We start from the raw sequence: 15,573 nt of genomic DNA on the forward strand, positions 1-15,573 counted from the left end.
GCAGTGCTAATGAATTTGCTTATCAAATCAGCCACTATTCTTGATCCCGGATCATCCTTTCATCAACAAGTTGCCGATATTTTAATTGAAAATGGCGTTATTACCCGCATAGCCGACGATATTGATGCCGATGCCGAACTGTTTGATGCAGAAGGTAAATATGTTTCGCCCGGCTTTTTCGATCTTAACTGCAACATAGGCGAATTGGGTATGGAAACTAAAGAAGACCTTCGGTCTGGTACCATCGCTGCCGCCGCCGGTGGTTTTACCGGCATAGCGCTGATGCCTAACAGCCAGCCGCCTGTACACTCCAAATCAGAGGTGGAGTACTTGCTTAACCGGTCGAAAAGTAACTTGGTTGATGTTTATCCTTTAGGTACCATATCGCAAAAACGCGAAGGAAAAGACCTTGCCGAAATGTACGATATGTATCAAAGCGGCGCTAAAGCTTTTACAGACGGCAACCGGCCCGTACAGGATGCCGGTTTAATGGAAAGGGCCTTACTGTATGCACAGGGCTTTGATGCTTTGGTTTTCTCTTACCCGGAAGATACAGCAATAGCTGGTAAAGCAAAAGTTAATGAGGGCGAGATCAGTACGCTACTGGGTATGAAGGGAATTCCATCTCTCGCCGAAGAACTGATGGTTGCGCGCGATCTTTATCTTGCGGAGTACACTGTATCACGCATCCATTTTACAACCATATCAACGGCCCGTTCGGTCGAGCTGATCCGTGAAGCTAAACGCAAAGGTATTGAAGTTACCTGCGATGTTGCCGCACACCATTTGGTGCTAACCGATGAAGCCCTTTTAGGCTTCGACAGCTTATATAAAGTTAAACCACCACTGCGCACAGCCGACGATGTTGCCGCGTTGGTAAAAGGTTTAAAAGATGGCACGATCGATGCCATAGTATCACAGCATACCCCGCACGAAATTGAATTTAAAGATGTGGAGTTTGAGGTTGCCGAATATGGCATGGTGGGCTTGCAAACGGCCTTTGCGCTGGCTTTAAAGGCGGGCTTACCGGTTGAACTGATAATTGAAAAACTGGCCATCAATCCACGTGAAATATTAGGCGTGGAATTGCCGGTTATTGCTGAGGGAGAAAATGCTAACCTCGTAATTTTCGATACAGATACTGAATGGGAATATACCGCAGCTAATAATAAATCTAAATCTGCAAACTCGCCTTATATCGGGCAGCGTTTAAAAGGTAAAGTACTGTTAACTTACAACAATCAACAAATCTTTAAATAACATACCTATGATCGATCCAAAAATAGAAACCGCCTTTATAGCAGCGCTTGAGGCCTTCTCCAAATACAATAGTTTTGATGCAACCGAGTTAACCGACGAGTTTGCTGATGTATTTGCATCCGACGAAGATTTTTTATCTAAAGTAGATGAACTTGACGCGGTTTTTGATGAGAACCCGGAAGTTGAAGAACTTCGTGAAATCTTCTTCGACCTATTGATGATCAACTTCTTTAGTGCCGATGTTAAAAAGCTGGAAGAAGATTATCTTGATACACCGGAGTGGGAAAGTATCGAAGAAGAAACCCTTGACCGTGGTACCGAGCTCCTAAATCTTTTACTTTACCTTAACGAGTGCGAAGACGAAGATATTGAACCAGAGCTTGAAGACTACCTAAAGGAGTTTTTACTGGTTGATGAGGATGAGTTTCAGGACGAGTATCGCATTTACGAGCCTGTTATAGCCAATCAAATACTGATTGAAAGCCCGGTGTCCGAAATCAACAAGGTGGCAACGACGCTCCCCGAAGATTCAGAGCTTAAAGAGCTGTTTTACCCGATGATGTGCTTTTTCCAGAACATCGATCCATCTAATGAAGAGAAAAAAGAGATTGCCGATAATGCCATCAACAAAGAATTTGATATGGCAGTTTTAGAAATCCTGGTAAATTTTCAATAACCCAAATTGCATTTAGTAAGTAAACAAAAGTCGCCAAATGAGTGAAGAGACAGATAAAAAGATAAAGAAACAAGGATTGATCAAAGGAGTATTCTTAGGGCTGGTAATTTCAGCTATAAGCATTATTTACTTTTACTTTATGATTTCGTTAGCTAAATCGGCAGTGGTAATTACTTTTGGCTCAATAGTGTTTTCATACCTGCTCCCTTTGAGTGCCGCAGCTTTATTTTCACTGAGCCTGCGAACCAAAATAGGAGGCTTATGGACCATGCGGCAGGCTGGCACCGGGATTTTTATTATGTTCTTTATATCGTATCTAATGGTTTTTGTTATTAAAGATCAGCTGTTTGCGAAAGTGATTGAGCCCAACATGGTTCAAAAAACGGAGGCGGCCATGGTTAACGCGCTTAACAAACTGAAGGAAGAAACCACAAAGCCGGAGGAAAAGAAAGAAGCTGACGCAAAAATAGTGGAAATGAAAAAAGCTTTTGATGCCGAAGGGACGGTTACCATCGGTCAGCAAATTCAGTCGTTAGGGATAAGCATTATATTTTTGTTTGTTTTATCGATAATTTTTGCAGCTTTCTTTAAGCGGGAACCAGCGGGAGCTGTTTCCTGAATAGAAGATTAACCGCATAAAAAAACAGGTCTTTCAAATTTTGGAGGCCTGTTTTTTTATAGCAAGTATGCAGAGTAACAACCAGGTTAAACGCATCTAAACAGGGTTAACATGGGTTAACACATTTTAAATATATAGATTTAAGTGTCTTATAATCAGCATGCTGTGTTTTTACCGGGTTAACACTACTGATATTTTTCAGCAATTAAGCACATCCGAATGTTTGCACCTGTTATTTGCAAATACAGGGGCAGGGGTGTTTAACCTTTATCAGATCGATCCATAGAACAACTATCATTTGGTGCTAATAGCTCACCTACATTATAACCTTTTTCCGTAGTTATATTAATAAAAGGTATCGACGCTGATATTCAAAATGCGTTTGCCTGTGTAAAAAAATAAACATATACATGATATAAGATAATTAGTTAATTTTAACCAAACACTAAATAACCTATATCATGGAAGTAAAAAAAGCGAGCCCGTCGCAACCAGCCCTGAAATGGGCGTTAATAAACCTGGTAACTTCAATAGTTATAACTTACGCATTTCAGTTTCTGGATCTTGACCCCAACTCATCCCTTAAATACCTGAGCTTTTTGCCCTTTATCGCTTTTTTGCTGTTAACGCAAAAAGAATACAAAGATCAACTGGGCGGATATATTACTTATGGGGAAGGCTTTTTATCCGGTTTTTTATATGCGATTTTTACAGGAGTTTTCGTTGCGGTATTCACTTATGTGTATTATGCGATATTAAGTCCGGAAATGGTTAATAAAGCCCTAACTGCCTCTCGAGCGCAAATGGAAGCAAAAGGAAACCTGTCGCAAGACCAAATAGACAACGCCTTAAGTATGGTGAGTAAATATTTTGCGGTTATCGCCACAGTAAGTGTAATGTTTATATACGCTATTTTCGGCGCTATAGTGAGCCTGATCTCGGCAGCGGTATTCAAAAATGAAAGATCACCCTTTGACACCGCTTCCGATAATTACGAAGGCCCGAAACCAACTGATCCGGCGGTATAAAAACAAGCTGAAAGCTGAATGCTCAAAGCTTAAAGCTAATTCTAATTTGTACAGCTATTCAATTGATTGATAAATTCATATAATACAAGAAAGCCTTTCAGTGGTTGAAAGGCCTTCTTATTTCATATGCTTGGGAGGCAACTAATCTCTAACCTCCCATCACTAATCTCTAAATCACTTCTTCATTACCAGCTTCACGATATCGTTACCAAAAACAAATACCATCAGGGTAACTAAAATTACAAAGCCTACAATCTGGGCGCGTTCAAGGAACTTATCGCTCAATGGTTTGCCTTTAATCATTTCAATGATCAGGAATACCGCGTGGCCGCCGTCAAGCGCCGGGATAGGCAACAGGTTCATCAACGCCAATACCATTGAAAGGAAGCCTACCAATGTCCAAAAGTGAACCCAATCAACAGTACCGCCAAACAGGTTCGCTATGGCAACCGGTCCGCTTACCGCTTTGCCCGGGTTAACATCGCCCCTGAATATTTTACCAATACCTTTTGCGTTGTCCCTGAAAGTTCCCCAGGCTCTTTGCGCTCCAATCGGGAAGGCTTCAAAAAAGCCATACTTTATTGTTTTGATATCCGGGAAATCAGTTTTTGCACGGTAAAAGCCCAGTTTGCCCTCGGGTGTAACCTGGACCTTCAAAGTAACCAGTTCATGATTACGTCTTATACCAAGTTCAACCTGTTTACCTTTATTGGCTGACAGCTGGGCCTGTAATTCGTCCCAAAATACAATCGGATGGTTGTTGGCCATTACAATGCTGTCGCCCTTTTTTAAACCTGCTTTCACAGCATTGCTTCCCGGGTCCAATGAATCTACCATAAATTTGGCACGTGGCAGGCGGCTGATAAAACCTTCTATATCGTGGTCGTTCAGATCGTTCAGGATAGTGCGGGGGATGCTGATCTGCAAAGTTTGAGTGCCGCGTAATACGGTGAATACAGTGTTATCCAATAGCACCTGCGGGCTTGTAAGGTCATCAAAGCGCTCAAAGGGCTTACCATTGATGGCAACTACCTTATCGCCAATTTGAAGCCCTATCTTTTTACCAACTTCGCCTGGTACAATACCATATTTGGCAGCCGAATTAGGGATATAGCTATCACCAAAACGCATCGTTAACACCCAGAATATTAAAATACCCAATATGATATTCACTGTAACCCCACCAAGCATCACAATAAGACGTTGCCAGGCTGGTTTTGAACGAAATTCCCATGGTTGCGGCGGACCAGCCATTTGCTCGGTATCCATCGACTCATCAATCATACCGGCTATTTTAACGTAGCCACCAAGCGGTAACCAGCCAATGCCATATTCAACACCTTTATATGTAAATTTAAACAGGCTCACGTTCCAGGCATCAAAAAACAGGTAGAATTTTTCTACCTTAATGCCAAAGGCGCGCGCTGCCAGGAAATGCCCCAGTTCATGCAGAATTATTAAAATTGAAAGGCCCAGTATAAGCTGGCCCACCATGATCACTATACTCATTATCTATATTTATGTAATATTAAAATTGTAATGCCTTTGAGGGCAATTGCTGTATATAATTTTGCGCAAAGATGCGTGTTTCTTTGTCAGTATTCAAATAGTCGGTTAGGGTAGGATTTGCAATGAAATTTATTTTCTGCATGCACTCCTCAATGATGTTGCTCATGGTTAAAAAGCCAATTTTTCGATCGAGGAACCCTGCAACTGCTATTTCATTTGCCGCGTTAATAATGCAGGGCATATTACCTCCCTGTTTTAAAGCACCGTACGCCAGGTTTAGATTACGGAAAGTTTTCAGGTCCGGTTTTTCAAAAGTGAGGTTAGCGTAGTCGGTAAAGCTGAAGCGCTTGAAATCGGTTTGTACCCGTTCAGGATAGGTAAGGGCATACTGTATCGGCAGTTTCATATCCGGCAAGCCTAATTGCGCCTTAATTGATCCATCTCTGAACTGCACCAGCGAATGGATAATAGATTGAGGGTGAACTACCACTTCAATCTGATCTGCCTCAACATCAAACAGCCATTTGGCTTCAATAACCTCAAGCCCCTTGTTCATTAATGATGCCGAGTCGATCGTGATTTTGGCACCCATTACCCAGTTGGGATGTTTGAGCGCGTCTTCGCGTGTAACGTTGGCTAAAAAGTCGAGGCTACGGCCGCGAAACGGTCCGCCTGAAGCGGTAATGATCAGTTTTTCAACAGCGTTGTTATCTTCCCCAACCAGGCATTGAAAAATAGCCGAATGTTCGGAATCAACAGGTAATATTTTAATGTCGTGCTGTTTAGCCAGTGCCGTTACAATGTCTCCCGCAACAACCAGTGTTTCTTTGTTGGCCAGGGCAATGTCTTTATCTGCTTTAATAGCCGCTATGGTAGGTTCTAAGCCGGCAAAGCCCACCATGGCGGTCAGTACAACCTCAATTTCGGGATGAGTTACTGTGTCAATGATGGCCTGGTGACCGGCAAGTACCTGTATAGGCAGATGCGCTAAGGCGTTCTTGACTTCCTGGTATTTGCCTTGATCGCATATAATAACATATTCAGGAACAAACTCGATAGCCTGGCTAATGAGCAATTCGGCATTAGAGTGTGCGGTGAGCAAAAATGCCCTGAATAAATTGCTGTTCCACCTTATAACATCAAGTGTTTGTGTGCCGATGCTGCCTGTTGAGCCAAGGATGGCAATATTTTTTATTTGGTTACTCAAGTATCTTTATTTTATAAAACTCTTTAATCCTTCGGCAATCTTCCTGTCGTTTGATAGCCGTGGTACTTTGTTTTGGCCGCCAAGTTTACCTTCGGCTCTCATGTAATTGATAAAGGCATCTTTTTGCAGGCTTTGGATTACCAAAGGTTGCAAAATGTTACCTTCAATCAGGTCAAAATAGTAAATATTTTTATTCTGCAGTGCCTTATCTACTTTTATGGCGAAAGCCTGAAGATTGGCCGGCTCTGTGCCGAACTCAACAAACCACTCATGATAAGGCAATTGTCCTGCCGGAGGGTTTACCTGAGGAGCAACTGTAAACTCAACTACGTCAATGCCTTCTTCTTTAGCCACGCTCATCAAGGCATGCTCCACTTCTTCACCTATAACATGTTCGCCGAAAGCAGATATGTAATGTTTGATACGGCCGGTTACGACAATACGATACGGATCTTTTGAAACAAATTTAACAGTATCGCCTATGCTATAGCCCCATAAACCAGCGCTGGTATTCATGATGAGCGCGTAGTTTTTATTCAGCTCTACATCTTTAATATTGATGCGGGTTGGGTTTTCATTAAAATACTCGTCGGAAGGAATAAATTCGTAGAAGATCCCCGAATCGACCAATAATAAGAGACCTTTTTCTTTTTGTGAATCCTGGAACGCAATGAAGCCTTCGGATGCGGGGTAGGTTTCTATCGAATCGATCTTGAAACCGATACTTTCTTCTATCCGGGCGCGGTAAGGTTCGTAGTTAACCCCGCCGTAAACATAAAGCTTAAAGTTTGGGAAAATCTCTTTTATCTTTTTACCGGCTGCTTTGGCCGAAAGCCTGTCGAAATACATTTGGCACCAAGGAGGGATCCCGCTGATGAGGCGCATATCTTCGTTAAAAGTTTCGTCTACAATGGCATCAACCTTTTGTTCCCAGTCCTCTACGCAGTTGGTTTCGTAGCTGGGCAGGCGATTTTTTTGCAGGTAAGCCGGAACATGATGTGCAACTATACCCGAAAGCCTGCCCGTTGAAATGCCATGCTTTTCGGCTAAAATGGGGCTGCCCTGCAGGAAAATCAATTTCCCATCTACAAAATCGGCATTACCGGTTTCGTGGATATAGCTCAACAAAGCATTTCGCGCAGCCTTGATATGCTCAGGCATGCTTTCTTTGGAGATAGGGATATATTTTACGCCAGATGTAGTACCTGATGTTTTGGCAAGATAAGCAGGCTTGCCTGGCCATAGTACATCTTCCTCACCATTTACTACCCGGTCAATATAGGGGCGGAGGTCTTCATAATCATGTACAGGCACTAATCGTTTAAAGTCCTCGTAGTTGCTGATCTTTTCAAACTGATGATCTTTGCCGAAACTGGTGTTTTTAGCAGCATGTACCAGGTCAGTAAACGCCTTTTGTTGAAATGAAACCGCGTTTTTACGAACCTTATTTAATTCCCGATTAACAAAGGCAGCAAATACTTTACTTAATGCAGATTTAAATCCCATTTTTAATTGGTTTCAGATAGGTCATCATCCACATCAAGGTGGCTATAAACCAGTTTGCGATAGGCTGCCATCAAAATTATGTTAGCAAATGGAATAGCTATTATTAACCCTACAACGGTGATTGCTGCAACCAGCATCAATATTTCGATTATAATGAAGATCAAGAAATATTTTAAAAAATTCCCCTTTATCAAATAAAAGCTTTGTTGTACTGATTCTATCGGCCCCGACGCGTCATCAACAATGAAACAGGTGCAAATAGGAAAATAGAACAGAAAAAAGAACTGAACGACAAGTCCGATAATAAATTTGAAAAAATCCTGGGCAAAACCTTCTTTTAAACCTTCAACCAGGTGGGTTGCAAAAACAGCTAATGTACTCACCAGTACCAATAACGTAAGATAGCTTACCAGCATCCTGATTTTAGGAATGATCTCGCTAAAATCAAAATCATAGTATTCCTTATCCATTAACCTGAATACCAGTTTTATAAATGCAAGAAATATGAAAGTTATTTCAACCAGTAATACAACAAAGCCAATAGAACTCACCATTGCATTATCATCAAAATAAAATACGGCAAAGCCTGATATGAATACAAGTATCATGGCAACTACCGAATAGACCGAGATAATGGCAAAATTCTTCTTTAAAATATTCCATGCGGTTTTAATGGTCTCCGCTACAGAAAATGGGTGGTACATATTGCTTATGATCTACTTAAAACTTTCCGCTTCCAAAAATCCTGTATAAATCCTAACCCGTAGGCAATAAGTTGTGTGAAGGCAGCTATAATGCTCAAAAATGCGATTTTTAACGATTTATTTTTCCACCAGGCATGGAAAAATATTAACAAAGTGAAAATCAAGAGTATAAAATTACCTACAGGTGCTAATACAGAGCCAAATAGGTTTAGAATAATAGTAAGGATAACACCTACTGTAAAAGCAGCCGGAAAAAAATGAACCAGCTTTAATTCCTGCGGAAAAAACTTAGATATATTGATACGAGCCCTGCCAAAAAAGTGCAGTTGCTTATAAAACTGGTAAAAATTAGTACGCCGTTTATGGTAAACAATAGCGTCGGGAATCAACCCAATTTTAAAGCCCAGCGAATGGATCCTGATGCTGTATTCAATGTCTTCGCCAAGACGGGTAATGATAAAACCACCTGCTTTTTCCCAGGCTTGCCTCGAAACTCCCATATTAAAGCTACGCGGATGAAACTGGCCAATACCCTTTTTATTACCACGAATGCCTCCGGTAGTAAAAGGAGAGGTCATGGAATAACTGATGGCTATTTGCGTAGGTGTAAAAGATTCATGTGCATCATCGGGGCCACCGTAGGCATCAAGGTAATTTGTCACTAACGAATCATTAACAATTTGCAGGTAAGCGGGAGGGATCAGGCAGTCCGAATCAAAAATTACAAAATAATCGCCTTTAGCACGCTCAAAACCAAAATTACGGGTAAAGCCCTGACCTTCATTCTGTTTTTTGAAATAGCGCAAGTTAAGTCTATCGGTAAATGTATTTACTATGGCTTCGGCATCATTTACAGAACCATCTTCAATAACCAAAACCTCAAAATTGCTGTAGGTTTGCAATGTGAGACTTTCCAGCAGTTCTTTAATCTCCTGCGGGCGGTTATATAAAGGAATGATGATGGAAAAAAACATGTTTTTAGAATAGATGTGAGATTTGAGATATGAGATGTGAGACAGAGGCAAGCATTCAAAAAGTCTCAAATCTCAGATCTAACATCTCAAATCTAATTATATTGTTTCTTCAATTTGGTAATGGTTGCGCTCGGTTGCGCTACGTGATACTAATTCGGCAACGAAGCCGGTTAAAAACAATTGTGATCCTAATATAATAGCAACTAAGGCTATATAAAACAACGGATTATCGGTAGGCTGCCGTACAGTCAGGCCATGCGCCAGGTTGTACAGTTTTTCGCCAATGATCCAAACGGTTATAAAAAAGCCGGCAAAAAAGCTCAATGTGCCCATCGTACCGAAAAAGTGCATAGGGCGCTTACCAAACTTGCCTACAAAAAATATCGAAAGCAGATCGAGAAAGCCATTGATGAACCTGCTTAATCCAAACTTGGTTTTGCCATATTTACGGGGGCGGTGCTCAACAACCTGTTCGCCAATTTTGGTAAAACCTGCCCACTTGGCCAGCACCGGGATATAACGGTGCATTTCGCCATAAATTTCAATATTTTTAACTACCACGTCGCGGTAAGCCTTTAAGCCGCAATTAAAATCATGCAGATTATTGATTCCACTCATTTTGCGGGTGGCAGCGTTGAATAGTTTGGTAGGTATAGTTTTGCTCAGCGGGTCGTGCCTTTTTGCTTTCCAACCCGAAACAAGGTCATATTTCTCTTCAATTATCCGGCGGTAAAGTTCCGGGATCTCATCCGGACTATCCTGCAAATCGGCATCCATGGTAATCACCACATTGCCTTTGGCAGCAATAAAACCGGTGTTAAGGGCTGCGGATTTACCATAATTACGCCTGAATTTAATGCCTTTGATAAAAGGATTACCGGTTTGCAGCTTCCTGATCATTTCCCATGATCCGTCCTTGCTGCCATCGTCAACCAAAATTATCTCGTAAGTAAAACGGTTTTCATCCATCACCCGGCTAATCCATGAGGTTAATTCGGGTAATGATTCTACTTCATCGTAAAGAGGTACTACAACTGATATATTCATTTATAGGGCTGTGATAAACGGCTGTATATGCCGCAAATCATCCGCAAAAATATAAAAAATAGGGAATGGTTTGCAACAATGAGGCAAATCAAAATTGCCGCCGGCCCCACCCAAACCTCCCCCGGAAGGGAGGGTCTTAACAAGTCTCCTCTTCCGGGGGAGATTTAGAGGGGGCTATTATTAAAAGCACGTTTGATACTACGTAACCAAGCAATTACGTTTCAAGTCAAATATATTTTAATATCTTTCCCTCACAATTAAAACACAATTAATGAAATTCTACAAAGCCGCGTTGTTATTGGTTTTAGGCATTTATGCCGGTGAAGTAAAAGCGCAAAATGCAGATCAGGCAGCACCTAAGTATGATCAGCACAAAGTATTTAACCCTATATTTTACCCCGAAAGGGGCGGTGAGTTCAGGTCGGCCAGTGGGGCACCCGGCTCCAAATACTGGCAAAACCGGGCCGACTACAAGCTTGATATTACGCTCGATACCGCTAAACACCGGATAGAAGGCAGCACTTTAATTACTTACACCAATAACAGCCCGGATGCGCTGGGCTTTTTGTGGCTCCAGGTAGATCAGAATATTTACAAGGATGATTCGCGTGCCGAAGCCACCAGCAATGTTTCGGGAGGAAGGTTCGCAAATAAATCATATACAAAAGGTGCCGAAATAAAATCGGTTTATATCGTCAACAAAGGCAAAACGCTGAAAGCGGATTACCTGATCACTGATACCCGCATGCAGATCAAGCTTAAAGATTCATTACGCGCAGCCGGGAGCAAATTGCAGATCAAGATTGAATACGGTTTCGATATACCCGAATATGGTACCGACAGAATGGGCCGCCAGCACACCAAAAATGGCTGGATCTATGAAATTGCGCAGTGGTACCCACGCATGGAAGTTTATGATGACGTAACCGGATGGAACACCATACCATATCTTGGTGCGAGCGAGTTTTACCTGGAGTACGGTAACTTTGATTATACCATTACCGCGCCTGCAAATTTGGTTGTAGCAGGATCTGGCGAACTTATTAATCCTACAGAAGTGCTATCTGCAACCACAATCACCCGGTTAGTCGAAGCCCGTAAAAGCGATAAAACAGTTACCATTAAAGATTCGACTGATATTTTACGCAATAACGATTATCCTAAAAAGCCAACGCTTACCTGGCATTTTGTGTGTAAAAATGCGCGCGACGTAGCCTGGGCAGCTTCAAAAGCATTTATCTGGGATGCCGCGCGCATCAATTTGCCAAGCGGTAAAAAAGCGCTTGCACAATCCGTTTACCCGGTGGAAGCTAAAGGAAATAACTCATATGGGCGCTCAACCGAATATGTTAAAGCTGCAATTGAGCTATACAGCGATAAATGGTTTGAATATACCTATCCTGTAGCTACCAATGTGGCCGGCATAGTAGGAGGGATGGAGTACCCGGGTATAGTATTTTGTGGCTCAAATAATCAAAACGGAGGTTTGTGGGAAGTTACCAATCATGAGTTTGGCCACAATTGGTTCCCGATGATTGTTGGCTCAAATGAGCGTAAATATGCCTGGATGGACGAGGGTTTTAACACCTTTTTAAATAATGTTGATACCAAGGTATTTAACAAGGGTGAATACTATGAAAAACCCGATCAGCAAAAAAGTGCCGGCTTTTTATTCAGCCCCGGTGCCGAGGCCATTATGAATGTGCCTGATGTAATACAGGAAGATTTTTTAGCAGTTGCCGCTTATGAAAAACCGGCATTAGGCCTGACTATTTTACGTGAGCAGATTTTAGGCGAAGAACGTTTTGATTTTGCCTTTAAAACCTATATCAAACGCTGGGCTTTTAAACACCCAACCCCGTGGGATTTTTTCCATACGATGGATAATGCGGCAGGTGAGGACCTGAGCTGGTTTTGGAACGAATGGTTTTTCACCACCTGGAAAGTTGATCAGGGTATAAAGGATATTTCATATCCTGATAATGATGCCACCAAAGGTGCTATGATCACCATTGTAAACCTGGAAGAAATGGCATTGCCGGTTACCATATCAATTAAAGAAGAGAACGGAAAAACCGGCATTGTAAAACTTCCGGCAGAGATCTGGCAGCGCGGCGATACCTGGACCTTCCCGTACAAATCGACCTCAAAAATTGCTTATGCAACCATCGATCCTGATCATAATTTACCTGATGTTAACCCCGAAAATAACTCATATAGCGGGCTGCCGATTCCACAAGGCACAACTGCAAGTACTGTGATCAAGGCTTATTTAGATGCCATTGGCGGTGCTGACAAACTCAAAAATATTCGCGATCTGCAAACATCGGCAGTTGGTAATATACAAGGTGCCGATGTTCAATTGGTAACCCGGTATAAAATGCCTGATAAGTACTACCAGGAAGCAATAGTACCCTCATATAACAACCTCGTTGTGTCGCATATAACACTTAATGGCGATAGCATAAAAGCAAGGCAGGTTAACAGGGACGTACAGCTTGATGATGCAGCAAAGAAAATGATCAAACTTAAAAGCCGCCCGTTTCCTGAACTTGATTATGAACGGATAAACCAAAATATAACACTGCAGCCTATTTTAAGAGTGGTAAATAACGAACTTGCCTACGAGGTTGATATTAACATAGGCACTGAAATTCATATTCATAATTATTACAGCCAAAAAACAGGATTGAAGCTTAAACAAACCATTGAAGGGGCAAATGACCTGACTGTTGAGTTTGGCAACTACGAAGGAATAAACGGAGGTATTAAAATTCCGTTCTCTGTAAAGGCCATCCTGGTTGGGCAACCAATTGAATTTAAGGTTAAAGAGACATCTGTTAATTCCAATCCGTCGAACGAGGCTTTTAAATAGGTTCAACAAAATAGGTTCAGCACCTTAAACCAATGGGGCATCTTAATTTTCAATTTATATGAAAATTAAGATGCCCCATTTTTCTATGCTACGAGCCTGCCCCTCCCCATCAAACAAAAAATTGAAACTGCTTTGATGTTAAATGCTATTTAAAATTCTATTTTTGTACCCACAAAATGAGGGTCACTTTGTAGGTGACCGTTTATACGTAATTTTATAAAACTTTAAATCATAGTTGTAGATGATTAACATTACACTTCCCGATGGATCCGTTCGTCAGTATGACAAAGGGATCTCTTCCATGCAAATCGCCCAGTCGATTTCTGAAGGCTTAGCACGTAACGTATTAGCAGCCGAAGTTGACGGCCAGGTTTGGGACGCAAGCCGCCCTATTGAGCAGGATGCACACGTTAAATTATTAACCTGGAACGATGCTGATGGCAAGTCGACTTTCTGGCATTCATCGGCCCACTTAATGGCCGAGGCTTTAGAAGCGCTTTATCCGGGCACCAAATTTGGTATCGGTCCGGCTATTGAAACCGGTTTTTATTATGATGTTGATTTTGGCGACAAGGTTTTATCTTCTGACGAGTTTAAGCAGATAGAGGATAAAATGATTGAGCTTGCCAAAACCAAAGAGGAATACATCCGCAAACCGGTAAGTAAGGCTGACGCTATTGAGTATTTTACTGAAAAAGGCGATGAGTATAAGCTCGATCTCATTAAAGATTTGCCCGATGGAGCTATTACTTTTTATTCACAAGGTAATTTTACAGATTTGTGCCGTGGGCCTCACATCCCTAACACAGGCTTTATAAAAGCGGTTAAGTTGATGAGCCTTGCCGGTGCATACTGGCGTGGTGACGAAACCCGTAAGCAGTTAACCCGTATTTATGGTGTTACTTTCCCTAAAGCCAGCGAGCTTACCGAATATCTGCACATGATCGAAGAAGCCAAAAAGCGCGATCACCGCAAATTGGGTAAGGAGCTCGAGCTGTTTGCCTTTTCAGAAAAAGTAGGGATGGGATTGCCATTGTGGTTACCTAAAGGAACTGCACTACGTGAACGCCTGGTAAACTTTTTGCAAAAAGCGCAGGTAAAAGCAGGTTACGAGCAGGTAATCACGCCGCATATTGGTCATAAAAACCTTTATGTAACATCAGGACACTACGAAAAATATGGTGCTGACTCGTTTCAGCCAATAAAGACCCCGCAAGAAGGAGAGGAGTTTTTCCTTAAACCGATGAACTGCCCGCATCATTGCGAGATCTATAAAACAAAACCGCGTTCATACAAAGACCTGCCGGTTCGTTTTGCTGAGTTTGGTACTGTGTACCGTTACGAGCAGAGCGGCGAGTTGCACGGTTTAACCCGTGTTCGTGGTTTTACTCAGGATGATGCCCACTTATTTTGCCGTCCGGACCAGGTAAAGGATGAGTTTAAAAAAGTAATTGACCTTGTATTGTATGTGTTTAAAGCTTTGGGCTTTGATAACTACATTGCACAGGTATCATTGCGCGATCCTGAAAACCGTGCTAAATATATCGGTAGTGACGAAAACTGGGCATTAGCCGAGAATGCTATCATTGAGGCAGCAGCCGAAAAAGGCTTGCCTACCGTTGTTGAATACGGCGAGGCTGCGTTTTATGGCCCTAAGCTTGATTTTATGGTGAAAGACGCGCTTGGCCGTAAATGGCAATTGGGTACTATCCAGGTTGACTATAACCTGCCTGAGCGTTTTGAACTGGAATACACCGGAAGCGACAACCAAAAGCACCGCCCGGTAATGATTCACAGGGCTCCGTTTGGCTCGATGGAACGCTTTATAGCGGTATTAATTGAGCATTGCGCCGGTAATTTCCCGCTGTGGTTATCGCCAGAGCAGTTCATTATACTCCCCATATCAGAAAAATATGAAGAATATGCAAAAAAAGTTTCTGATATATTAAAAGATTCCGATATTTGCGGGCTAATCGACTTCAGGGACGAGAAAATAGGCAGAAAGATACGAGATGCTGAAGTCAAAAAAATCCCTTACATGCTGGTTGTGGGCGAAAAAGAAGCTGCCGAAGGCTTGGTTTCTGTACGTAAACACGGTACCGGTGATTTGGGAAGTATGAGCATAGAAGATTTTAAAGAACAAATAACTAAAGAAATAACAGTATAAC

Annotated in this window: 12 protein-coding genes; 6 read left to right on the plus strand and 6 right to left on the minus strand. The window is 42.0% G+C overall.

Annotated features, from left to right (window positions below; translation table 11 throughout):
• The first annotated feature begins 9 nt into the window (after positions 1-9).
• The 4 genes from MusilaSJ_RS03415 (at position 10) to MusilaSJ_RS03430 (ending at position 3,583) form a co-directional block, all read left to right on the plus strand.
• A complete protein-coding gene (locus MusilaSJ_RS03415) occupies positions 10-1,260 on the plus strand; it encodes a dihydroorotase (RefSeq protein WP_274988672.1) in 1,251 nt (416 codons plus the stop codon).
• 7 nt (positions 1,261-1,267) lie between these two features.
• Positions 1,268-1,936, plus strand: coding sequence for a hypothetical protein (locus MusilaSJ_RS03420; protein WP_274988673.1), 669 nt, complete (start codon positions 1,268-1,270; stop codon positions 1,934-1,936).
• A 37-nt stretch (positions 1,937-1,973) separates the two neighbouring features.
• A complete protein-coding gene (locus MusilaSJ_RS03425; protein ID WP_274988674.1) occupies positions 1,974-2,555 on the plus strand; it encodes a DUF4199 domain-containing protein in 582 nt (193 codons plus the stop codon).
• 461 nt (positions 2,556-3,016) lie between these two features.
• Entirely contained in the window at positions 3,017-3,583 is a 567-nt protein-coding gene (locus MusilaSJ_RS03430; protein WP_274988675.1) for a DUF4199 domain-containing protein, read from the plus strand.
• 174 nt (positions 3,584-3,757) lie between these two features.
• On the opposite strand, the gene rseP is transcribed toward MusilaSJ_RS03430, so the two are convergent.
• The 6 genes from rseP to MusilaSJ_RS03460 form a co-directional block, all read right to left on the minus strand.
• Positions 3,758-5,092: an RIP metalloprotease RseP gene (gene rseP, locus MusilaSJ_RS03435; protein ID WP_274988676.1), complete on the minus strand. Its 1,335-nt coding sequence runs from the start codon at positions 5,090-5,092 to the stop codon at positions 3,758-3,760.
• 19 nt (positions 5,093-5,111) lie between these two features.
• Positions 5,112-6,299 (minus strand): 1-deoxy-D-xylulose-5-phosphate reductoisomerase, encoded by a 1,188-nt coding sequence (locus tag MusilaSJ_RS03440; protein WP_274988677.1) that lies wholly within the window; start codon positions 6,297-6,299, stop codon positions 5,112-5,114.
• Positions 6,300-6,305: 6 nt separating this feature from the next.
• Positions 6,306-7,805 carry a GH3 auxin-responsive promoter family protein gene (locus tag MusilaSJ_RS03445; protein WP_274988678.1) on the minus strand — a complete coding sequence of 500 codons (1,500 nt, stop codon included), beginning with the start codon at positions 7,803-7,805 and terminating at the stop codon, positions 6,306-6,308.
• Positions 7,806-7,807: 2 nt separating this feature from the next.
• Positions 7,808-8,509, minus strand: a complete 702-nt coding sequence (locus MusilaSJ_RS03450) for a hypothetical protein (protein ID WP_274988679.1) — start codon at positions 8,507-8,509, stop codon at positions 7,808-7,810.
• A gap of 5 nt (positions 8,510-8,514) precedes the next feature.
• Complete coding sequence (locus MusilaSJ_RS03455) at positions 8,515-9,483, minus strand: glycosyltransferase family 2 protein (RefSeq protein WP_274988680.1); 969 nt, start codon at positions 9,481-9,483, stop codon at positions 8,515-8,517.
• A gap of 96 nt (positions 9,484-9,579) precedes the next feature.
• Positions 9,580-10,530 (minus strand): glycosyltransferase family 2 protein, encoded by a 951-nt coding sequence (locus MusilaSJ_RS03460; RefSeq protein ID WP_274988681.1) that lies wholly within the window; start codon positions 10,528-10,530, stop codon positions 9,580-9,582.
• A 271-nt stretch (positions 10,531-10,801) separates the two neighbouring features.
• Between MusilaSJ_RS03460 and MusilaSJ_RS03465 the strand changes: the two genes are divergently transcribed.
• Both MusilaSJ_RS03465 and thrS read left to right on the plus strand, forming a co-directional pair.
• Positions 10,802-13,405, plus strand: coding sequence for a M1 family metallopeptidase (locus tag MusilaSJ_RS03465; protein WP_274988682.1), 2,604 nt, complete (start codon positions 10,802-10,804; stop codon positions 13,403-13,405).
• Between the two features lie 241 nt (positions 13,406-13,646).
• Positions 13,647-15,572 carry a threonine--tRNA ligase gene (gene thrS / locus MusilaSJ_RS03470; protein WP_274988683.1) on the plus strand — a complete coding sequence of 642 codons (1,926 nt, stop codon included), beginning with the start codon at positions 13,647-13,649 and terminating at the stop codon, positions 15,570-15,572.
• The last annotated feature ends 1 nt before the right edge of the window (position 15,573 follow it).

The organism is Mucilaginibacter sp. SJ, assembly GCF_028993635.1.
Taxonomy (GTDB): domain Bacteria; phylum Bacteroidota; class Bacteroidia; order Sphingobacteriales; family Sphingobacteriaceae; genus Mucilaginibacter.